This is a genomic window from Rhizobium viscosum (assembly GCF_014873945.1).
GTDB classification, from domain to species: domain Bacteria; phylum Pseudomonadota; class Alphaproteobacteria; order Rhizobiales; family Rhizobiaceae; genus Rhizobium; species Rhizobium viscosum.
The window spans coordinates 464155-485445 of the sequence record NZ_JADBEC010000001.1; the positions used below are offsets into that span (position 1 = coordinate 464155).

Below are 21291 nucleotides of genomic sequence, written 5' to 3' on the forward strand. Positions count from 1 at the left end.
GACAAGGAATCCGAGCATGTCCTCCACCCAGCCCTCGCCCTTCGCCACCACGCCCGAACCGCCCTATTACGTCGTGACCTTCTCCTCTGTTCGCACCGAGGGCGACAACGGTTACGGAGCCATGGCCGACCGAATGGCGGAACTGGCGCTTCAGCAGCCGGGCTGTCTCGGGGCCGAAAGCGCGCGGGATGCCGATGGCTTCGGCATCACCAATTCCTACTGGGCCGACGAGGAAAGCCTGAAGGCCTGGAAACAGGTGGCAAACCACCTCGCCGCCCAGCAGCTCGGCCGTCAGCGCTGGTACAAGCAATATAAGGTTCGCATTGCGCGGGTAGAACGCGCTTACGAATTTATCGCAGAGGAAGGAGCCTCCCATGGCGAATAAGACCATCGACCATGCCTTCACGGCACAGAGCCTGACATCGGCTGCCTCCGACCCGACCTTTGCCGGCGCGCTTTCCTTCATGCGCCGCCGCTTCACCAAGGATCTGACCGGAGCCGATGCCGTCGTCTGGGGCATTCCTTTCGATGCCGCGACCTCCAACCGGCCGGGCACGCGTTTCGGACCGCAGGCGATCCGCCGGGCATCGGCGATCTTCGACAATGATCCGCAATATCCGTTCCAGCGCCATCTCTTCGCCGAGATGGCCGTCATCGACTACGGCGATTGCCTGCTCGACTACGGCAACCATCAGGACACACCCGCAGCCATCGAGCGGCAGGCGAGCGCCATTCTCGACAGCGGCGCCTTCCTGCTGACCCTCGGCGGCGACCACTATGTCACCTGGCCGCTGTTGAAAGCGCATGTCGATCGCTACGGCCCGCTGGCGCTCGTGCAGTTCGACGCGCATCAGGACACCTGGCTGGACGACGAGCGCCGCATCGACCACGGCTCCTTCGTGGCCCGTGCGGCCCGCGCCGGCCTTATCGATCCCGACCGCTCGATCCAGATCGGCATCCGTACTCATGCGCCAGAGGATTTCGGCATCCATCTTCTCTACGGCCATCAGGTCGAGGAAATGAGTGCGGCGGACATCGCGTCGATGATCATTGCGCATACGAAGGGTTCGCCCGCCTATCTGACCTTCGATATCGACTGTCTGGACCCGGCCTTTGCGCCCGGCACCGGCACCCCGGTTGCCGGCGGTCCTTCCAGTGCGAAGATCCTCTCCGTGCTGCAGCGGCTGAAGCAGCTCGATGTCAGAGGCGCCGACGTCGTCGAAGTCTCTCCGCCCTATGACCATGCCGACATCACCGCCATTGCGGGGGCGACGGTCGCAATGTATATGCTGGGCCTCCACGCCGAACGGCGCGCGACGGCGGGATGACTGCTGTTATCAAATTGATTCAACTTCATGGCAAACTGATTCCGGAAACAATCCGAACCCACTGAAAGTGCAGGATAATCATGGCAGCAAAGATCTTCATCGATGGCGAGGCTGGAACGACGGGTCTGCAGATCCGCGAGCGTCTGGCGGAGCGCCGCGATCTTGAGCTGCTGTCGATCCCGACCGAGAGCCGCAAGGACAAGGCGGTGCGCGCAGCGCTGCTCAACGAGGCCGATATTGCCATCCTCTGCCTGCCTGACGATGCCGCCAAGGAAAGCGTCAGCCTGATCGAGAATGACAGCACGAAAGTGATCGACGCTTCGACTGCGCATCGCGTCGCCGAAGGCTGGGCCTATGGCTTCCCGGAAATGAGCAGGGAGCAGGCGGGCATCATTGCCTCTGCCAAGCGCGTCGCTAATCCCGGCTGCTGGCCGCAAGGCCCGATCGCGATGCTGCGCCCGCTGATCGAAGCCGGCCTCGTACCGGCCGATTTCCCGGTCACGGTCAATGGTATTTCCGGTTATACCGGCGGCGGCCGCACGATGATCGAGGATTACGTCGCCAAGGGCGAGGATGCGCCCGAATACATGCCCTATGGCCTGAGCTTCAAGCACAAGCACCTTCCTGAGCTGCAGCGCTACGCCAAGCTTGGGCGCGTGCCCTTCTTCCAGCCGGTCGTCGGCAATTTTGCACAGGGCATGGTCGTGACCGTACCGCTGCAGCTCTCGCATCTGCCCAAGGTGCCGAAGGGTGCTGACCTGCATGCCGCGATCGCCGACTATTATGCCGGCATCAAGGGTTTCGTGGAAGCCGCCCCCTTAGAGGCGTCGGAGCGCACGCCGGAGCTCAACCCGGAAATCTATAACAACACCAACCGTATGCGCCTGCACGTCTTTGCCAATGACGATATCGCGCAGGCGCTGCTCGTCGCCGTCTATGACAATCTCGGCAAGGGTGCTTCCGGTGCCGCCGTGCAGAACATGGATCTGATGCTGGGCGTATAACGCCTGGCAATTGCCTGATGTCAGGCACTTGCGGCATGCCTGTCTTTGACAGTCTGCTTCGGTAGTACCCGATACGATTGCCCGCCTGCTATGAAAGCCTTAAACTCTCCCATGTGAGGGGAGCTAAATGGCGTCGGTTCTTATCGGCATTGCCATCATTGGAGGCACGACCGCAACGGTGCTTGCGGCCTATTACATCATGCATCTGGTTATGGGCGGTGACCCAGGCGGACGGGACAGGGAACTGGCCAGTTCGGTCATCACCCGCATCGCCAGCTTGCATGCACTCATCCTCGCCCTCGTTTTTGCGCAGGAAATGATCGAATACCAGGCCCTGCGAACAGAAAGCACGGTGGAAAGCAATGCGGTCGGCGATGTCTTCTATGATGCCGAGCGTTTTGGGCCGGAGGCGCAGGCACCGATCCAGAAGGCGCTGAAAGACTATGTCCGGATCGTCATCGAGCAGGAATGGGGCGAACTTGGGCGCACCGGCGAACTCTCTTCAGCTGCCTGGGATCAATGGAACACCGCCTATCTCAGGATTCTCGAACTGGTACCTGCCAATGCCAAGCAGGAGAGCCTGCGCAGCCACATGCTCGCAGAAATACATATGATTTCGGAATCCCGCGACCGACGGGAAAACAGCGGCACCGACTCGATCAGCCTGATCTTCTGGTTTGCCGCGGTTTCGGGCGTGATCTTCACCGCCATCGGCTACTACCCCTACGCGCCCGATGGCCGCAACCTGCTGCTGCTGTCGATCTTCGGCGTCTTTACCGGCATCATCCTTTTCTTCATCTACGCCTTCTCCAATCCGTACAGCCCACCCGCGACGCTGTTTCCGACGGCTTTCGAGCGCTTGCAGGAGGAAATCAGCGGGCCTGATCCGTAAGTGGAGATCGCTCGAAGACTTCGCCCAAGCCCGTCGCTGTCACGTGCCAGAACAAAAGACTGTCGCCTTTCACAGCGTTTTGCGGTAAAAGCGGCACGCTGTCAGCAAGGCCGTGCCGCTTGAAAGGCGCACAGCCCCTGTTTCACGCCGATGGGAGGCACTGATGAAAACGATCCTGAGCAACCAGAAAAACAAGATCAACACTCAGGATATCCGTCTTCATGTCCAGTTTGCTTTCACGCGCGAGGAAAAACCCGCGACGTCCTAACCACAGCCTCTCCACCGCATCGCAAACCCACAACAGGCGCCAGCTGCGCCTGCGCAAATTCCTGTCCTATTTCCGGCCGCATCTTCCGCTGCTCGCGGCCGATATTGCCTGTGCTGTCGTCGTTGCTGCCGCCGCGGTAGCTTTGCCGCTTTGCGCCAATATCGTCATGAGCCATCTGATCGCGCTCACTGATACGGCTTCGGCCTATTGGCAGATCCTCGGCATGGGCGGCGTCATGCTGGCCATCGTGGCAGTCGAGACGGCTGCGATCTTCTTCGTCGATTATCGCGGCCACATGATGGGTGCGCATATCGAGGCGAATATCCGGCAGGAACTGTTCGATCACTGCCAGAAACTCTCCTTCGGCTTCTACGACCGGCACCGCACCGGCCAATTGATGAGCCGCATCGTCGGCGATTCGTTCTGGCTGGGAGAACTTTTCCATCACGGGCCGGAAGACCTGCTGATTGCCATTCTCAAATATAGCGGGGCGATGGCAGTCCTGTTCTTCATCGATCCGCAGCTTGCCTTTCTGATCCTCCTGCTGACGCCTTTTGCGGTGGCTTATGCGCTGCACTTCAACAGGCGCATGAATCGCGCCCTCGAGGCGAGCAAGCAGGAGATCGCCGCCGTCAACGAGAGGGTCGAGGATGCGCTTGCCGGCATCCGCGTCGTCCAGTCCTTCGCCAACGAAGACCTGGAGCGGAAACGCTTTGCCGCCCTGAACAGGCGCTTCCTCGAAAGCCGCGCCGATGGCTACCGCAGCGAGGCCTGGTTTTCCGCCGGCGCCGAAACCTTCGCTCAGATCATCACGCTTCTGGTCGTCATCCTCGGCGGATTGCGCATCCTTGCGGCGGAACTCACCATTGCCGATCTTCTGACCTTCCTGCTCTGCGTCGGTGTCCTCGTCGATCCGATCAAGCGGATGGCCAACCTCGCGCGGCTCTGGCAGGAAGGTTACACGGGCTTCGTGCGGGCGATGGAGATCCTGGAGATCGATCCTGACGTGGTGGATCGTCCCTCGGCCCGCGCGTTGCATATGCCGAAGGGAGAGATCAGGCTCTCGAATGTCGATTTCAGCTATGATGACGGGGCGGAGGTGCTCAGTAATTTGTCGCTGACCATCCGGCCAGGCGAATTCGTAGCCCTCGTCGGCCCCTCGGGTGTCGGGAAGAGCACACTCTGCGCGCTGCTTCCCCGCTTTTATGACGTCACTGGCGGCTCGATCGAAATCGATGGAACCGATATCCGCGATGTGACGCTCGCCTCGCTGCGCAGCCACCTCGGCGTGGTGCAGCAGGATGTCTATCTCTTCGCCGGCACCGTGGCGGACAATCTGCGCTACGGTCGGCCGGATGCGACGGACGAAGAGGTGGAAGCCGCAGCCCGCGCTGCCCATGCGCATGATTTCATCATGGCATTGCCGCAGGGCTATCAGACCGATATCGGCCAGCGCGGCGTAAAGCTGTCGGGCGGGCAGCGCCAGCGGCTGACGATCGCTCGCGCCTTCCTCAAGAACCCTGCCATCCTGATCTTCGATGAGGCGACGAGTGCGCTCGACAATGAAAGCGAGCGCGCTGTGCAGCAGGCATTCCTGACGCTTGCCAAGGGGCGCACCACACTCGTGATCGCCCATCGCCTTTCAACGATCCGCCACGCCGACCGTATTCTGGTGCTCACCGGCGACGGTATCGTCGAAGAAGGCAATCATGATAGGCTGATGGAGAGCGGCGGTATTTATGCCAATCTCTATGGGCTGCAGGCGAGCATCTGAGGTCCCATGACTGCGACATGCGGAACAGTTCGGCCGACAGGGCCTGAACTGTTCCCCAGATCGACCAAATGCTATTTCTCTTCACGCCTACAGCATCGGTCCGAAAATCGGAATCGATTTTCGGAAAGCCTGATGCGTAGATTCAAAGAGTTAGAGCGTCCTTTGTGCGTCCGAAGGGACGCACGGCGCTCTAAGGAGGAACACCATGACAGTGCTGCGCATCGTTCCGAACGTAGCCGCCGCTTCCATTGAAGAAGTGCGCAACTTCTATTCCGAGCTGTTCGATCTCGACATCGTGATGGATCATGGCTGGATCGTCACCCTCGCGTCCGACAGGCGAGCAATCGCCCAGATCGGCATTGCAACGGAGGGCGGATCGGGAACCGCAGTGCCCGACATTTCGATCGAGGTCGATGATGTGGACGAAGTGCATCAGCGCGCCGTGACAGGCGGACACCAGATCGTCTACGGGCCGGCCGACGAGCCCTGGGGCGTGCGGCGCTTCTTTATCCGTGACCCCACCGGCAAGCTGCTGAATATCCTTGCTCACGCAGGCTAATCGGCTCCGTCAGACGCAGGGAGGATCATTGCAATGACTGCGAAAGCCTCTATTCTGCGACAGCCCGTGCGAGACACGAAATAACTGCTTTCATTGAGAATTTTCGAGGATAGCCGGATCACACCATGAATACATTGAACCGCCCGGACTTGAGCGATATTCATCAAGGTGACTGGGTGGACCGGCTGTTGCCGGGCACATGGCGACCTTACACGAGGCTTGCGCGGCTCGATCGTCCCGTCGGAATATGGCTGACGCTGTTTCCATGCTGGGCGGCGCTGTTTCAGGCAGCTCATGGCCTGCCCGATATCCGGCAGCTGGCTGTCTTCACGCTCGGCGCCCTGCTGATGCGAAGCGCCGGCTCCACGATCAACGATATCGCGGACCGGAAATTTGACGGCCATGTCGAGCGAACCCGTTTTCGGCCACTGGCGAGCAGGCAGATCGGAGTCAGTCAGGCGTTAGCCTTTCTGGCCATCGAGCTCGCGCTGGCGGCATCCCTCCTGTTGTTTCTGACGCCTTATACACGGCTGGTCGCCCTGTGCGTCTTGCCGCTTGTCTTCGTCTATCCGCTCTGCAAGCGCTTCACCCATTGGCCGCAGGCCGTGCTGGGCGCAGCGTTCAACTGGGGCATGCTCATGGCCTGGGCCGAAATTGCCGGCCATATTCCGGCCGGAGCCGTGCTCATGTGGGCTGGAGCTATCGCGTGGCAGATTGGCTACGATACCGTCTATGCCTATGTCGACGTGAAGGACGACAGAAGCCTCGGCCTGAAATCGACTGCGATCCTGTTCGGCCGGCATGGCAAGCTCATGATTAGCCTGTTCTACGCTTTGACGGTCGCTGCATGGTCTCTCGGCGGCTGGCTGTCGGGCATGTCCCTGCCCTATGCGTTTGGAATGCTCGTCATCGCAGCGCACCTTGTCTGGCAGACCTGGCGGATCGACCTTGCAAGGCCGGAAGTGAATTACCGCCTGTTCCTGGCAAATATCCTGACCGGGCTATTGCTGGCAGCCTCGGCCTTTATGGGGACCTGGTAAGCCCGTCAGCTCAATAAGAGCAGGGGCGATTGTCGCTTGGACGAAAACCGCCGGCGCAGGCCGGGTTCAGGGATGTATCCTCGCCATAGTCGTACCTCCCCGTTGATGTGCAGCTCGAAGCGATTGCGGAAAGCGTGATCAGAGCGCCTGCCATTACGAATGTGCGAAATCTGTTCATGTGAACATCCCCCTTCATAGGATCGCCCATGCGCCAAGCCGACAATCTAGCATGTCACGGCAAATCCATGCGAGGAGCATCGCATTGATCCCATTCACTCTTCCGCGAGCCAGGGGATAAGAACGTCTCTCAGTCGCGTTCGGCGATAACAGTTGCGCGAGGATATTCGCCATAATAGCCGCGCCAGTTGGCGACGGCGAAACCGAAGACCGCCAACGCACCTGCCTGATGCAGCAGGCCCCAGTGCAACGGCACCTCGAGCAACAGCGTAGTGATGCCGATCGCCGCCTGGATCGTGACGAGCGCGAAGAGCACCACAGCCCGGCGCGCATGGGTGGTCGAGGCGGCGGCGCGCAGTGCGATCACCATATTGATGAGCGTGATTGCAAAGAGCGTGTAAGCGCCGAGGCGATGGACGAACTGCACCGTCTTCGGGTTCTCGAAGAGGTTGATCCAGAAGGGCTGCTGGATGAAGAGATCGCCAGGCACGACAGCGCCATCCATCAGAGGCCAGGTATTATAGGTGAATCCGGCATCGAGGCCGGCGACCAGCGCACCGAGATAGATCTGGAAGAGCGAGAAGATCGCGATGGCCGCCGCCCAGCGGTGGGAATTCTTCGTCGGGGCCGGATCGTCGGAATGCGGTGAGAGCCCGCGCATGATCCACATGCAGGAGGCGAAGATCAGGCAGGCCATGACGAGATGCGTGGCAAGCCGGTACTGGCTGACATCCGTGCGCACAGACAGGCCGGAGGAGACCATCCACCAGCCGATGAAACCCTGCAAGCCGCCAAGCGCCAGGATGCAGGCAAGCGGCCAGCGCAGGCGCCTCTCGATCCTGCCGGTCGCCCAGAAAAAAACCAGCGGCAGTGCGAAGATGACGCCGATACCACGCGCGATCAGCCGGTGCGCCCATTCCCACCAGAAGATGCTCTTGAACTGATCGACCGTCATGTCGCTGTTCAACTGCTGGAACTCGGGAATGCGCTGGTAGAGCTTGAATTCCTCTTCCCATTCGGCAGCATTCAGCGGCGGGATGACGCCATGGATAGGCTTCCATTCGGTGATGGATAGGCCGGAATTGGTGAGCCGCGTCGCGCCGCCCACGAGCACGAGACAGAAGAGCGCCAAGAGCACGAAGCCAAGCCAGATGCGCACGGCGCGGCGGTTGTTGTCCTGCCTGCGCACTTCAGTGCGGATCGCCTGCTCCGGGCTCAGGTTCGCGACGGCCATGATGTCTCCTTTTATCCGGCAGTTGATTTGCCCCACCGGCTGATGCAAAACAAGCCCCGAACCTTTGCGGCATGCCGTCGCGCCGGTTCAGTTTCATCCGTTCGAAAGTTATACGATGCCCGTCCGCCTTCGCAAATTCATCGGCACGATCCTGATCATCGTCCTCGTGCTTTTCTATGCGATCGTGGCGAATACAATCGCGGTCGCCACACTCGGCAACGCGCCCTGGTGGGGTCATCTGCTTTACTTCGCGCTCACCGGCCTGCTCTGGGTGCTGCCGGCCATGGTCATCATCAAGTGGATGGCCGGCCCGAAGCAGCAATAGCCGATTAACGGCAGAATAACCCTGATCTGCGGAAAACCCCGACCGCCGGCGGTAGTTAAACCAATTATATGTCTTTGGCGCTCTAGCTTCCCTCCAGCAACTTCCTGACTGGAGAAGACCCGTGCAGACGCAGAGGCACGACATTCCTGAGCAACCGTTCGACGCTGTAGCGCAGGCCGAAGCCGGTATTTCGCGGCTGCGACAATTGAGCGTGAAACTCGCGATGGCCGAACTCGAGATCGAGCTTTTCGATGTGATGGAGCCTCTCGAGGAAGAATGGCGCAGACTGGAACGCGATGATCTTTCCTCGTTGCATCAGAGCTATGATTGGTGCAGCGCCTGGGTGGCAGCCTTCCGCCGGCCGCTCACCATCTTGCGCGGCAGATGCGGCACTCATACCGCCTTCATCCTTCCGGTGGAGATCATCAGGTCCCGCGGCATGCGGATCGCCAAATTCATCGGCGCCGATCACAGCAACATCAACACCGGCCTCTTCTCGCAAGCCTTTGCCGAAGACAGCGATTCACTGGACGGCCATCACCTTGCCGCCCGCCTTCGTGCAGCACTCGCCGGCAAGGCCGACCTGCTTCTTTTGCAGAATATTCCACTGGAATGGCGAGACCGTCGCAACATGCTCGCCGGCCTGCCCATGGTGCAGAACCAGAACCACGCTTATCAGCTTCCGCTCTTCGACACGTTCGACAAAACGTTACAGCAGTTGAACGCCAAAAGCCGGCGCAAGAAATTCCGCGTGCAGAGCCGGCGGCTGGAGGCGGTTGGCGGCTTCGACTATATCGTACCGGAAGCGTCCTCGGAGCAACACAAACTGCTCGACACGTTCTTCCGCCTGAAAAGCGCCCGCTTCGCCTCACTCGGTCTGCCCGATGTCTTTGCTGATACGCAAACCAAGGCCTTCCTGCACGGACTGATCGACAAGCGGAATGGCGATAATTTCGGCCTGCAGATGCGCGCCTTACGCCTGAAGGGCGATTATGAGGGACGCATTGCCGCCCTGTCGGGGATTTCCCGCAAGGGCGACCACGTCATCTGCCAGTTCGGCGCGATCGACGAGGATCTGGCTGTCGATATGAGCCCCGGCGAATTCCTCTTCTGGCAAATGATATCGAGCCTGCACGGCAAAGGAGTGGCACTCTTCGATTTCGGCCTCGGCGATCAGACCTACAAGCGCTCCTGGGCACCGGTCGAAACCGACCATCACGATGTGGTTCTGCCGATCTCCGGCATCGGCATCGCAGCCGGCACGGTGCACCGGGCGATCACCCGTGGCAAGGCCTTCATCAAGGCCCGCCCCGGTCTCTATAAATTCGCCCAGAACATCCGGGCAAAGCTCGGCTGAAGATCAGGCGGCGTGGCGCGCGGGGCTGCGCATCGCAGCCTCTTCGCCGCCCGACATCAGGACGACGCGCTCGTAACCGGCACTCTGGAAATCCTGCATCAGGCCGACGAAAGCTGCCTCATCGATTTCGGGCAGCGACAGGATGATTTCGATTTCCTTGCTGCGCGTCAGCCGAGAAACGCCGGCGACATCAGCTGCACCGCATTCGACGATGACGATATCGTAAGCTGAAGTCAGCGCATCGAGCAGCAGCGACAGCCTGTCGACGCCCCGCATGGCCTGGCGCACATCGCTGACACCCTGCGGGATCAGATGCGCATCGGACATCCGGTCGCCATGGATCGTCTCGCCGAAGGCAGCCTCACCGCAGAGAAGATCGGTAACGCCCAGTGCTTCGGGATTTTCCGCCATCAGTTCGCTCGGATAGCCGCTGCCGGTCATGTCGATCAGGATCACGCGGCGTCCGGTATCGGCAAGCACGCGCGCCAGGGCAACGGTTGCGGCCGAGCCATTGTCACCGCTTGGAGATATGGAGACGGCAAGCGGAGCGCGGCAGTCGGTGAGATAACTCGCGACGGACGAAACGGAAAATTCGTTGTCGTCGGCAGGCGCTTCCTTTACCGACTCGGCTTCCGGCTCTTCATCGTTATCCATGGCAGCCGTCAGCATGCTTGGCTTGGCGAGCTTCGGAGCGGGAACGGGCGCTGCATCGCCCTGCCTTTCCTCCTCCACCTTGTCCTCGACATCGGAGGCTTCCACTGGGCGCAGCGCGCGGCCGCTGAACAGCTCGGTGAGCATGATGACGATCGCACTCATGATGAGCGTCGCGACGGCAGCGACCACGACGATCGGCACGACTTTCGGGAAATAAGGATCGACCTGTTCGATCGCCTTCGAAACAATGCGCGCGTCCGCCGGGCTGGAATTGCGGTCGGCACGGGAAGCGGCCTCGCGGTAACGAACGAGGTAGGTTTCGAGAAGCTGGCGCTGGGCATTCGCCTCCCGTTCCAGTGCGTTGAGACCCACTGCGTCCTCGCCCGCCCTGGCGCTGTTGGCCTGCAGCGTATCGGATTGCTGCTCCAGCTCCTTAGCACGCAGATCGGCGACCTTCGTTTCGTTCTCGATGCTGGCGAGAATCTTCTGTGTTTCCTGGCGGATCTGCGTGCGGATATCGGCAAGCTGGGCACGCAGGCTCTTCAGCCGCGGATGATTGTTGAGCAGGCTCGTCTGCAGGTCTGATATCTGCGATTGCAGGCCGGATTCGGTTGCCTTCAGCCGCTGGATCGACTGCGACGACATGATGTCACCTAACGTATCGGAGGCTTCGCCTGAAGACAGCGCATTGCGCACAGCCTGCGCCCTCGCCTCGGCATTCGCCCTGTCGGTGCGCACGCGGGTCAGCTCGACGGAGATGTCGTTGAGCTGCTGCGCGGTAAAGGTCGTGGTGCCGTTGGTCTGCAGCAGGCCGTGGGTGGTACGGTAATCGGCGACCTTCTTCTCGGCCTCGCTCACCTTCTGGCGCAGGTTGTCGATCTCCGGCTCAAGCCAACGGGTGGCTTCCGTGTTGGAAGCGAGCTTGGCGCCGCTCTGGATTGCCAGATAGACCTGCGCCATGGCGTTCGGAATGCTGGCGGCGAGCTTCGGATCCTTGGAGGTGAAGGTGATGCCGATGACGCGCGAGCCTGGTACCTGATAGACCTGCAGGCGCTGCGTGAAGGCGTCGATAACACGCTCTTCCGGCGGATTTTCCAGCGGGTTTTTCTTCAGGTGCAGCGCTACGAGTATATCGGCGAGCGCGGACCCGTTCGCAGCGGCATCGAATTCCGGCAGATTATAGAGCTTCAGATTGTTGATGACCTGCTTGATGAGGTCCGCCGACTGCAGGATCTGCACCTGGCTCGAGATATTCAACTCGTCGAGCAGTGGTCCGGCACTGGCGTCATTCGTCTGTGTATTGGCGAATGCGGGAGCGCGCGGCTCGATGAGGACGCGCGTCTCGCTGCGATATTGCGGCGAAACTATCTTGGCGCCGGCAAAGGCAACAGCCGCACCCAATGCGGTGATCGTCAATATTCTCAGACGACGGGCCCAGACCGCGCGCACAAGCTGGCCGAGGTCGATGTCCACATCCTGATCACTCGCTACGCGGGACATACTCATTACTCCAATACGAACTGCCGCAAGCGTAAACGACCATGGTAACTCAACGGTTAATGGCAATTCCCTCGCAAACCAGGCGCATCTGACAAAGGATTTGCGGAAATCGGCGGATTTTTTACCGGGCATTAACCCTAATAGATCGATAACGGCTCGACCGAATTATCTTCCTGTGAGCAAGCGGATGCCCTTCGTCCAGCCCAAGACCTTGATGGCTATGAGCCTCGCCGCCATGATGGCTGCATTGGGCGGTTGCACCACCTATCGGCCCGCGCCGAAGGCCTTCAACGAGGCGACGATTCAGCCCTACTCACTCGATAGCGGCGACCGCCTGCGCATCACCGTCTTCGATCAGGCAACGCTGACCAATACCTATACGGTGGATCAGGCCGGCTATATCGCATTCCCCCTCATCGGCCAGGTCCCTGCCCGCGGCCGCACCCTGCAGCAGCTTTCCGGCCAGATCGCGCAGAAGCTGCAGCAGGGCTATCTTCGCGACCCCGACGTCACAATCGATGTCGACCGGTATCGCTCCGTCTACATCATGGGCGAAGTCGGCCAGCCCGGCCAATATGCCTATGTGCCAGGCATGACCGTGCAGAACGCCATCGCAGTTGCCGGCGGCTTCACCAGCCGCGCCAACCAGAGCATGGTCGACGTCACACGCAAGATCAACGGACAGGTGCTCACGGGCCGCGTCAATATTTCCGGCCCGATCATTGCCGGTGACACGATCTATGTTCGTGAACGGCTCTTCTAGCTGATGGAAGAACAGAGGCCCCTTCGCATTCTTCACTGCTTCCGGTCGCCGGTCGGCGGAATTTTCCGCCATGTCCGCGACCTGGTGGAGGAACACAGCCGGGCGGGTCACGAAATCGGCATCATCTGCGACAGTTCGACCGGCGGCGAATATGAGGACCGCCTCTTCGACGATATCCGTCCTTATCTCTCGCTTGGCCTGACGCGCATTCCGATCCGGCGCTCTATCAGTCCGGCTGATGCCAAGGTACTCTGGAACACATTCAAGGAAATCAGGAGCTTGCGGCCGGATGTGCTGCATGGGCACGGCGCCAAGGGCGGCGTGCTCGCGCGGCTTGCCGGCTCAGCCCTGCGGGTCAACAGGTATCGCGTAGCCCGCCTCTATACCGCGCATGGCGGAAGCCTGCATTATTCCCGCGCCTCCATGCTCGGCCAGTTCGTGCTGCGCATGGAGCGGCTGCAGGAATATTTTACCGATGCGCTGGTTTTCATCTGCGAATACGAACGCCAGACCTATGCGACCAAGGTGGGCCGTCCGCGGGTCACCAACCGTCTGATCTATAACGGTATCGGCGCGCGGGACTTTTCCGATATTCCGACGCGCTCGGATGCCGTGCACTTCATTTATGTCGGCATGCTGCGCGACCTCAAGGGGCCGGATCTCTTCATCGATGCCTTCGCCAAGACCGAGCGCCTGCTCGGCCGGCCGCTTTCGGCGCTGATGATCGGCGACGGGCCGGAACGCGATCGCTATCGCGAGATGATGGTGGAACGCGGCCTCGGCAAGCGCATCGGCATGCTGCCGGCCATGCGCGTGAAAGACGCCTTCTCCATGGCGCAGAACCTCGTCGTCCCCTCCCGCGCCGAAGCCATGCCCTACATCGTGCTGGAGGGCCTCGGCGCCGGCAAGACCGTCATCGCCTCGCGCGTCGGCGGCATTCCCGAAGTACTTGGGGCGAACAGTCCCGCCCTGGTGACACCTGGAGATTCCGACGATCTGGCGCGGGTGATGGCGGAGGCGCTGACGGTGCCCGGCTGGCACGACAAGGTCATGCCCTCCCCTGACGCGGTCAAATCGATCTTTTCCGCGTCGGTCATGGCAGGCGAAGTGCTGAAACTCTACGGCGAACTCGTCAATCCCGCTGCGGCACAGGCGATCCCGGCCGCCTCGTAAATGTTTCTTAGGGGCTTTCTGTTATCCCGCTCACATCAACGAGCGATGAAGCCCCATGAACAAGCTGGAAAAGAGCGGACAGTTCGACGTGGAAGCCCTGCGCAAGCAGGTCTCTGATACGGAGACGCGCAGCGATGTCTCCACGCATGCAGCCGGCGAGACGCCTGGTATCAATCCCTATGCACGTCAGATTGCCGAGCAGTTTCGTGACGGAACCTATTCTCCTGTCATCATCATCGGCCAGCTGCGGCTGCTGGAATTTCTGACACAGTTCGCCATCGGCCTTGCCGCCTTCTATTTCGCACCTGGCGACGGCAGCGACAGCATCCTGATGCGGGCCGTCATGGCGGCGATCGTTTCGGCATTGACCGTCGTAGCGCTTCAGCTTGCCGATACCTATTCCATTCCGGCTCTCCGAGCCCGCGTGCGCTATCTGCCGCGTGCCTTTGCGGCATTCGCCATCGTCTTCGTGCTGATAACAGGCGCTTTCTCGCTCTTCCGCGGTCTCAGCGCTGAGACTGCGGAATCCTACGCCATCTGGTTTGCTGCCGGTGCGTTCTTCCTGGTTATCGAGCGCTTCCTCGTGGCACAGGGCGTGCGCAACTGGGCGCGCAACGGCATCATGGAGCGTCGCGCCGTCATTGTGGGCGGCGGCGAGCCGGCCAAGGAACTGATCCGTATGCTGGAGCAGCAGGCGGATAACGACATCCGCATCTGCGGTATCTTCGACGACCGCGGTGAGAAGCGCTCGCCGATCATGGTCGCCGGCTATCCGAAGCTCGGCACGGTGAGCGAGCTCGTCGAATTCGTGCGGATGACGCGCATCGACATGCTGATCATTGCGCTGCCGCTGTCTGCCGAGGCGCGTATTTTCCAGCTTTTGAAAAAGCTTTGGGTGCTGCCGGTCGACATCCGCCTTGCCGCACACGCCAATCGCCTGCGCTTCCGCCCGCGTGCCTATTCGCATGTCGGCGCGGTGCCGATGCTCGACATCTTCAAGAAACCGATCCGCGACTGGGACTCCGTCGCCAAGCGCGCCTTCGATATCTTCTTTGCCATCATCGCTCTCTGCCTGCTCTGGCCCGTCATGGTGGCGACAGCGATTGCCGTGAAGGTGACTTCAGAAGGACCTGTTTTCTTCATGCAAAAGCGCCATGGCTTCAACAATGAAGTCATCAATGTCTTCAAGTTTCGCTCCATGTACACCAACATGAGCGACCCGAGTGCGAAAGCTGCCGTGACCAAGGGTGATCCACGCGTCACCCGCGTCGGCCGCTTCATTCGCAAAACCTCGATCGATGAATTGCCGCAGCTCTTCAACGTGCTGAAGGGCGAACTTTCGCTCGTCGGCCCTCGGCCGCATGCCGTGCTCGCGCAAGCGCATGACCGCGCATTCGCCGATATCGTCGATGGCTATTTTGCGCGCCATCGCGTCAAGCCAGGTGTTACCGGCTGGGCTCAGATCAATGGCTGGCGCGGCGAAGTGGACAATGACGACAAGATCAAGTTCCGCACGGCCTATGATCTCTACTATATCGAGAACTGGTCGCTCTGGTTCGATCTCAAGATCCTGTTCCTGACGCCGGTCCGGCTGCTCAACACGGAAAACGCCTATTGAGCGCGATCGACGCCTCCCCTGCGCGCGTGGCGCAGCCGCAAAGGCTGACGCTGCGGCTCATCGGTTCGGTAGCGGTCGCCTTCGGTGTCTTTCTCTCGGGCTTCGTCATTGACGAGCCGGCGCCCTACGAGCTCTGGATGGCGGGGTTGATCGGTCTCTGGTTCATCCTCGGCCTGAAGATATCCCGAACCACGGCGCCGCTTCTGGCGCTGCTCCTGACCTTCAACATCGGCGGCATGCTGTCGCTCACCCAGATGCGGGATTTGGCGACCGGCCCGATGTATATCGCCGTCTCCACCTTCCTGGCGCTGACCTCGATCTTCTATGCCGCGATCATAGAGGACAGCCACAAGCGGCTGCCGCTGATCTTCAATGCCTGGAGCTTTGCGGCTGTTATCACTTCCCTGCTCGGCATCCTCGGCTATTTCCATGCCTTTCCGGGCTCGCAAGTCTTCACGCTTTACGACCGCGCCAAGGGCGCCTTCCAGGATCCGAACGTCTTCGGCCCCTTCCTCGTGCCGCCGGCGCTTTACCTCGTCCACGGCATCCTGGCCGGGAATCTCAAGACGTCACCGATCAAGGCGGGAGCGCTGCTCATCCTGGCGCTCGGCATCTTCCTTTCCTTCTCGCGTGCCGCCTGGGGCCTCTTCGCTTTTGTCGTGGTAGTGCTGATCTTCATCATGCTCTTGAAGGAGCGCAGCGGCGCCTTCCGGCTCAGGGTGCTGATCCTGTCGCTAGGCGCGATCATCCTGATGGTGGCCTCGCTGCTCGTCGCGCTGCAGGTTCCCAAAGTCAGCGAGCTCTTCTCCGCCCGCGCCCAGCTCGTGCAGCAATATGACGGTGAGCACCTCGGCCGTTTCGACCGCCATCGCATCGGCTTCCAGATGATGATGGAACGACCGCTCGGTATCGGGCCGCTGGTCTTCGGCACCATGTTTCCGGAAGACGAGCACAATATCTGGCTGAAGTCGCTGACCACCTACGGCTGGCTGGGTTTCGTCAGCTATGTCGGCATGCTGTGCTGGACGCTCTATCTCGGCTTCCGCAACATGCTGCTCGACAGGCCATGGCAGCCTTACCTCATGGTCGCGTGGATCTCCGTTCTCGGCCACGCGGCGATCGGCAACGTCATCGATATCGATCACTGGCGCCACGTTTATCTGCTGTTCGGCATCGTCTGGGGCTGCGCGGCACTGGAAGTTCGCCACAAGCGCTCGACCCGCTCACAAACACTTGAGAAGTTCGGCAAAGGCGCTAGATTTCCGGCATGATTACAGGGACACAGATACGCGGCGCACGCGCCATGATCGGTATGAGCATTGAGGAGCTGGCAGCTCATGCCGGACTTTCCGTCGAAACAGTCCAGGCGCTGGAAAATGGCGAATGGGCCGGCGAGACGCGCGCAACGATCGACGTGCGCAATACGCTGGAAGCCCACGGCATCATTTTCATCGCCAGCGGCAATCAGGATGAGGGCGGCCCCGGCATACGCCTGCGCGCCCGCAGCTCCAACGATGATGGCATCCGGCCGGAAAACCTAAACGCTGCCAACGACGATTGACGGAACCAAGCACCTCCTCAGGCGTTTCGGCTGTCCTATCAACGTGTTGGGGGGTAGCCTGTCTTGAATCGCAATAGCGGTCTTTATCTTGTCATCGGCGCGCTCGTCGTCATGGTCGTCGGCCTCGGCGCCTACATCTATCACGAGGAGAGCAAGCCTGAGGGCATCGAGATGACCATCGGCAAGGACGGTGTCTCGATCGAGCAGAACTGAGCGTGAAGCCCTTCTGCTCAGCTTGAGGCATTCTTACCAGGACGCCCTAGAGATAGGTCTTGGCGAGAATGGTCAGCTTGTCGCTGTCCTTCACACCTTGCTTGTAAAGCTGGATGAGGGCAGCGCCGATCCTGTCGGCTTCCGGCGTGCGGGGAGCGATGCCGCTGTCATCGCAAACCTGGTTTAGAACCTGCGACAACAGGTCGATATCTTCCGAAAAGAGCGGTAAATCCTGGGGATGAACTGACGATTTCAACATCGCGCTGCATTTCCCTCAGAGGGCAGTAACGCATCATTCTGCGCAGCCGACGCCCTCCCTGCCAGCCATATTCTTAGTATGCGCGTGGCCCAAAACTTTAGCAACTGCGCAAATCAAATCGTCGGGAACAATCTCTTGTCTCGCGCGTTGGTGGGCCGTTTGGAATTCATATGGAATGAGAGAGCCGTGAGCGAAAAACGCTTCCCCTCGCCCGTGAGGGTCAAATCTCCAAGCAGCAGCTTCGTCATTTCAACTGCCTGGGAAGCTCTCGAACATCTCAAGCGCTGGCCGGCCAAGCGCGGCCGCGAATATCGCATAGCACTCCAGCACTGCCTCGACGCAATGGACGGGCTGAGGAGCCCACGCGCGGCACAGGTGTCTTTCGCGATGGCTGCCAGGACAGCCGGGCTGCTGCTATGAGGATTGACAGAATTTCAGCCAGCCGCTCGCGGGCTTAAAGCCTGCGACTGGTAAAAGCCTTCAACGATTACCTTGGCTCCGACTTCGGCCACATGCTCCTCAGCAAGCTCCACGAGCGCAAGGGCAACCTCCCCTTCCGGCCAGCCGGCTTTCACTGCTTCATCGGAGAGAGCCTTGAATGCAGCGGTAAGCGTCTGCCGGCAATCCTGTCTGTTACTGTTGATCGTCATAAGCCCGAAACTATGCTTTTCTACGATTTCTCTTCTTTATACCACCAACAACAAAATTGCGAATAAATTTCAATTTCAAACAATCCAAAATTAGGAATATCACACACAGTAGCCTCAATCACAGATAGATTTCGACCAAAATAAAATAAATCACCTTCCTAAAATAGGGAATATTTAACAGAAATATTAAAGAAATAGTTTACCGAAAATTTACCGCCTTAAAAATTACAACTGAGACTCTATATTATTCCGATAAACGTCGGCACAGCTCTGCGCTGTTTTGCTAAGGGGTGGGAGGATTTTCCATGCTGCGCCATCGCATGCAAGGATTTTTGCCGCTTTATCCGGGCTTTTTTCGGCGGTCATTGGCGAGTTGTGAGGCCTCTGGACGGTACCGAAGAGGCAGACCGAAAGCTCCTTAGCAGACATTCCCTTGGACAAGTTCCGTTTTATGATTGTGACGGCATTTTTCCCTTGCGTCCAAAAACCGAAAAGTCTAACAGAAGCAAGCCGTTTCGGCAGGTCGGGGCGTAGCGCAGCCCGGTAGCGCACTTGACTGGGGGTCAAGGGGTCGCTGGTTCGAGTCCAGTCGCCCCGACCATTTAATCCCTTGAAATCTCAGTCTTTCCGCATCTCGCAAGAGTGAGGGCGCGGCGCGTCCTCAGCGTGATTCATCCGTCCATATGCGGCGCTCGCCGCGGTAGATGTACTTGCCCGAGCCCTGGCGGGTGTTGTCGCGGTAGTAATCGCGGCGATTGCGGTTACGGTCGTCACCGGCGCAGCGCTCGGGAAAGCGGCGGCAATCCTGGTAGTTTTGCTCGTTGACACGCGGATTTCTCGGATCGACAGCCATTGCATTACCGGCAAGCATTGCTAAAGCTAGGGCAAGAACGATCCTGATCATTTCACTCTCTTCAATTTCCTGCAGACCACTGCCTGGAGTTTACCACATGCTGCCAAGCCGCTCACTTCTCATCGGCGTGATCGTGACGCTGGCCACCTCGCATATCGCATTGGCAGAAAACGTCAAATTCCGGAACGCCAAGGAAAACGAAATCCGTCAGCTTCTGAAGGGCGCCAGCGACTTGCGGAAAGCCTCGAACGGTTATGAATATCGTCAAGGCAATAAGAACGGCTACAAAATTTCAGACGGTCAGATCTGCGTTCTTTTCCCCAACAAGCAGACTGACTGCATTTCGATCAAGACGGACGGCAACGTGCTGCAGATGATCGACAACAAGGGTAATCGCATCAAGCTCTAAGCCTCGCCGGCTTCTGCCCTGCCGATCGGGCCAGACCATCCAGTCGGGCTGTAATCCCCTTCCCCGGAACCTTTCCCCAAAGACCGCGTTGGAAACGCATGCTTTTGCGGGTCGCTTGCCCGCAGCCGCGTGTGCTGTGCGCCGATGCGGTTTCTGTCCGAGACAGTCGGATCTCAAACGAGTTTTCAGCCGGGCTCTTTCCGGCAAGGGGGAAATCATGAAACGTCGCTTCGTATCCGCCGCAGTCGCCAGCTTCCTCATCACCGGCCTTGTCGCCGGCTCAGCCATGGCGGCCGATGCCATCGAAGAGGTGCCGGCCGCACCGGCAGCCGAGATCACGCCGGTCTTCACATGGACGGGTTTCTATGCCGGTCTTGGCGGCGGGCCGACCTGGGCCAATGGCGATTTTGACGTCTTTTCCGAAGACATGAATGGTGGCCTGATCACCGGCTTCGTCGGCTATAACTGGCAGCTCGACAACAATTTCGTCTTCGGTATCGAAGGTGACGTTTCCTATAATTGGGACAAGGCCGATGTCGGCCCGTTTGAAGTTGGCCTCGAAACTGCCGGCTCCGTTCGCGCCCGGCTCGGCTATGCGATCGATCGCGCTCTGATCTATGGCGCGGCAGGCTGGACAGGCGCACAGGTCCATATCGACGGTCCCGCCGGCAACGACAGGGATACGCTATCGGGCTGGACGATCGGCGCGGGCGTCGATTATGCCTTCACCAATAACGTCTTCGGCCGGCTGGAATATCGCTACAATGATTATGGCAGCGCCGATCTTCTCGGGCTCGACGGCGATATCGACCAGCATGTCGTGATGATTGGCGTGGGCTACAAATTCTGAAGCTTCCTGCCTTCAGACTATTCTGGCCGCCGGATTATGCGGCGGAGAGCGCGAGCTTGCCGTCCGCCATCAGACGCGGCTGCCATGCAGCATAGTTGGCGATGGTGAAATGCGGCGTCTCGAAGGGCGTCGCATGGGTTTCAGTGATGACAGTGACATCAGCACCCGCACCCTCACCGGCGAGAATGCCAGCTACCGCATCCTCGAATACCAGGCAGCGGGCGGGATCGACCCCGAGGCGGCTCGCGCCGAGCAGATAGCATTCCGGGCTTGGCTTGCCTGACGAGACTTCCTCGCCGCTGACGATCATTTTCGGCATGGGAATGCCTGCGGCCGCCATGCGGCGGAGGGCGAGCTCGATCGGCGCCGAAGTAACGATCCCCCAGCGATCCGCGGGCAGTGCATTGAGGAAGCGGATGGAGCCTGGAATCTCGACGATGCCCTCGAAATCCTCCATCTCCTCCTTCAGAAGCAGCTTTGCCTCAGCAATCGGATCGACACCGGGAAGGCCGAGCTGGCGAATGCTGTCGGATGCCCGAACCCCATGGATGGTCTTCAGAAGAACCTCAGGCTCGAAACCATGGCGGAGCCCCCACTCGCTCCAGACGCGCTCGACGACGGCGATGGAGTTCAGCACCGTGCCGTCCATATCGAAGAGGAAGGCATCGTAGGTCTTGTCGAGAACGCGATGGGAAGCAGGCACAGGAAGGGTCCTTGCGAAGCGGAAAGCCGTCGGGCCTTCAGCGACTAACCGAGCACAGGAGCGACGTCAACCGAAAGCATGTCGCGCAAAACTGTGCAGCGGTGAGTCAAACAAGCACCCAAGGCGT

General features: G+C 59.8%; 24 protein-coding genes and 1 tRNA gene. 19 read left to right on the plus strand and 6 right to left on the minus strand.

From position 1 onward, the window contains the following. Nucleotides 1-16: 16 nt before the first annotated feature. The 7 genes from H4W29_RS02385 (at nt 17) to ubiA (ending at nt 6865) form a co-directional block, all read left to right on the plus strand. Entirely contained in the window at nt 17-385 is a 369-nt protein-coding gene (locus H4W29_RS02385) for an antibiotic biosynthesis monooxygenase family protein (RefSeq protein WP_192727493.1), read from the plus strand. After that, nucleotides 375-1328 carry an agmatinase gene (gene speB, locus H4W29_RS02390; protein ID WP_192727494.1) on the plus strand — a complete coding sequence of 318 codons (954 nt, stop codon included), beginning with the start codon at nt 375-377 and terminating at the stop codon, nt 1326-1328. Before H4W29_RS02385 ends, speB begins: the two co-directional genes overlap by 11 nt. A gap of 80 nt (nt 1329-1408) precedes the next feature. After that, nucleotides 1409-2332, plus strand: coding sequence for an N-acetyl-gamma-glutamyl-phosphate reductase (argC, locus tag H4W29_RS02395; protein ID WP_192727495.1), 924 nt, complete (start codon nt 1409-1411; stop codon nt 2330-2332). A gap of 127 nt (nt 2333-2459) precedes the next feature. Continuing rightward, entirely contained in the window at nt 2460-3224 is a 765-nt protein-coding gene (locus H4W29_RS02400; protein ID WP_192727496.1) for a bestrophin-like domain, read from the plus strand. Between the two features lie 221 nt (nt 3225-3445). Beyond that, nucleotides 3446-5266 (plus strand): ABC transporter ATP-binding protein, encoded by a 1821-nt coding sequence (locus H4W29_RS02405; protein WP_192727497.1) that lies wholly within the window; start codon nt 3446-3448, stop codon nt 5264-5266. Nucleotides 5267-5471: 205 nt separating this feature from the next. Beyond that, the gene (locus tag H4W29_RS02410) at nt 5472-5825 is read left to right on the plus strand and encodes a VOC family protein (RefSeq protein WP_192727498.1); all 354 of its coding nucleotides are present in this window, start codon (nt 5472-5474) and stop codon (nt 5823-5825) included. Nucleotides 5826-5950: 125 nt separating this feature from the next. Beyond that, nucleotides 5951-6865 (plus strand): 4-hydroxybenzoate octaprenyltransferase, encoded by a 915-nt coding sequence (ubiA, locus tag H4W29_RS02415; RefSeq protein WP_192727499.1) that lies wholly within the window; start codon nt 5951-5953, stop codon nt 6863-6865. Nucleotides 6866-7172: 307 nt separating this feature from the next. Here ubiA and H4W29_RS02420 read toward each other — a convergent pair whose 3' ends face one another. After that, nucleotides 7173-8276, minus strand: coding sequence for a COX15/CtaA family protein (locus H4W29_RS02420; RefSeq protein WP_192727500.1), 1104 nt, complete (start codon nt 8274-8276; stop codon nt 7173-7175). A 115-nt stretch (nt 8277-8391) separates the two neighbouring features. Between H4W29_RS02420 and H4W29_RS02425 the strand changes: the two genes are divergently transcribed. Both H4W29_RS02425 and H4W29_RS02430 read left to right on the plus strand, forming a co-directional pair. Beyond that, a complete protein-coding gene (locus H4W29_RS02425; RefSeq protein WP_192727501.1) occupies nt 8392-8601 on the plus strand; it encodes a DUF2842 domain-containing protein in 210 nt (69 codons plus the stop codon). A gap of 121 nt (nt 8602-8722) precedes the next feature. Then, the gene (locus H4W29_RS02430) at nt 8723-9958 is read left to right on the plus strand and encodes a GNAT family N-acetyltransferase (protein ID WP_192727502.1); all 1236 of its coding nucleotides are present in this window, start codon (nt 8723-8725) and stop codon (nt 9956-9958) included. Nucleotides 9959-9961: 3 nt separating this feature from the next. Here H4W29_RS02430 and H4W29_RS02435 read toward each other — a convergent pair whose 3' ends face one another. Next, the gene (locus tag H4W29_RS02435; RefSeq protein WP_192727503.1) at nt 9962-12112 is read right to left on the minus strand and encodes a GumC family protein; all 2151 of its coding nucleotides are present in this window, start codon (nt 12110-12112) and stop codon (nt 9962-9964) included. 187 nt (nt 12113-12299) lie between these two features. Here H4W29_RS02435 and H4W29_RS02440 point away from each other — a divergent pair, with 187 nt between their 5' ends. From H4W29_RS02440 to H4W29_RS02465, 6 genes are all read left to right on the plus strand, one after another. After that, complete coding sequence (locus tag H4W29_RS02440) at nt 12300-12875, plus strand: polysaccharide biosynthesis/export family protein (protein WP_192730654.1); 576 nt, start codon at nt 12300-12302, stop codon at nt 12873-12875. 3 nt (nt 12876-12878) lie between these two features. Then, a complete protein-coding gene (locus H4W29_RS02445; protein ID WP_192727504.1) occupies nt 12879-14048 on the plus strand; it encodes a glycosyltransferase in 1170 nt (389 codons plus the stop codon). 55 nt (nt 14049-14103) lie between these two features. Next, complete coding sequence (locus H4W29_RS02450) at nt 14104-15666, plus strand: undecaprenyl-phosphate glucose phosphotransferase (protein WP_192727505.1); 1563 nt, start codon at nt 14104-14106, stop codon at nt 15664-15666. Then, a complete protein-coding gene (locus H4W29_RS02455; RefSeq protein ID WP_192727506.1) occupies nt 15663-16937 on the plus strand; it encodes an O-antigen ligase family protein in 1275 nt (424 codons plus the stop codon). Before H4W29_RS02450 ends, H4W29_RS02455 begins: the two co-directional genes overlap by 4 nt. Next, a complete protein-coding gene (locus H4W29_RS02460; RefSeq protein ID WP_037096153.1) occupies nt 16934-17227 on the plus strand; it encodes a helix-turn-helix domain-containing protein in 294 nt (97 codons plus the stop codon). The genes H4W29_RS02455 and H4W29_RS02460 overlap by 4 nt, the downstream gene beginning before the upstream one ends. A 63-nt stretch (nt 17228-17290) precedes the next feature. Then, nucleotides 17291-17440: a hypothetical protein gene (locus tag H4W29_RS02465; RefSeq protein WP_192727507.1), complete on the plus strand. Its 150-nt coding sequence runs from the start codon at nt 17291-17293 to the stop codon at nt 17438-17440. Between the two features lie 46 nt (nt 17441-17486). On the opposite strand, the gene H4W29_RS02470 is transcribed toward H4W29_RS02465, so the two are convergent. Continuing rightward, complete coding sequence (locus tag H4W29_RS02470; RefSeq protein ID WP_192727508.1) at nt 17487-17699, minus strand: hypothetical protein; 213 nt, start codon at nt 17697-17699, stop codon at nt 17487-17489. A 186-nt stretch (nt 17700-17885) separates the two neighbouring features. On the opposite strand from H4W29_RS02470, the gene H4W29_RS02475 reads away from it, so the two are divergent. Continuing rightward, complete coding sequence (locus H4W29_RS02475; RefSeq protein WP_192727509.1) at nt 17886-18119, plus strand: DUF982 domain-containing protein; 234 nt, start codon at nt 17886-17888, stop codon at nt 18117-18119. A 14-nt stretch (nt 18120-18133) separates the two neighbouring features. Here the strand turns inward: H4W29_RS02475 and H4W29_RS02480 are convergent, their stop codons facing one another. Beyond that, the gene (locus H4W29_RS02480; RefSeq protein WP_192727510.1) at nt 18134-18349 is read right to left on the minus strand and encodes a hypothetical protein; all 216 of its coding nucleotides are present in this window, start codon (nt 18347-18349) and stop codon (nt 18134-18136) included. A 524-nt stretch (nt 18350-18873) separates the two neighbouring features. Between H4W29_RS02480 and H4W29_RS02485 the strand changes: the two genes are divergently transcribed. Next, nucleotides 18874-18950 (plus strand) — tRNA-Pro (locus H4W29_RS02485). A gap of 60 nt (nt 18951-19010) precedes the next feature. Here H4W29_RS02485 and H4W29_RS02490 read toward each other — a convergent pair. Next, entirely contained in the window at nt 19011-19253 is a 243-nt protein-coding gene (locus tag H4W29_RS02490) for a hypothetical protein (RefSeq protein ID WP_192727511.1), read from the minus strand. Nucleotides 19254-19299: 46 nt separating this feature from the next. Between H4W29_RS02490 and H4W29_RS02495 the strand changes: the two genes are divergently transcribed. Then, nucleotides 19300-19611, plus strand: coding sequence for a hypothetical protein (locus H4W29_RS02495; protein ID WP_192727512.1), 312 nt, complete (start codon nt 19300-19302; stop codon nt 19609-19611). A 217-nt stretch (nt 19612-19828) separates the two neighbouring features. Next, nucleotides 19829-20461 carry an outer membrane protein gene (locus H4W29_RS02500; protein WP_192727513.1) on the plus strand — a complete coding sequence of 211 codons (633 nt, stop codon included), beginning with the start codon at nt 19829-19831 and terminating at the stop codon, nt 20459-20461. 34 nt (nt 20462-20495) lie between these two features. On the opposite strand, the gene H4W29_RS02505 is transcribed toward H4W29_RS02500, so the two are convergent. Beyond that, on the minus strand, nt 20496-21164 hold the full coding sequence (locus tag H4W29_RS02505; RefSeq protein ID WP_192727514.1) for an HAD family hydrolase: 669 nt from the start codon (nt 21162-21164) through the stop codon (nt 20496-20498). Nucleotides 21165-21291 lie beyond the last annotated feature (127 nt).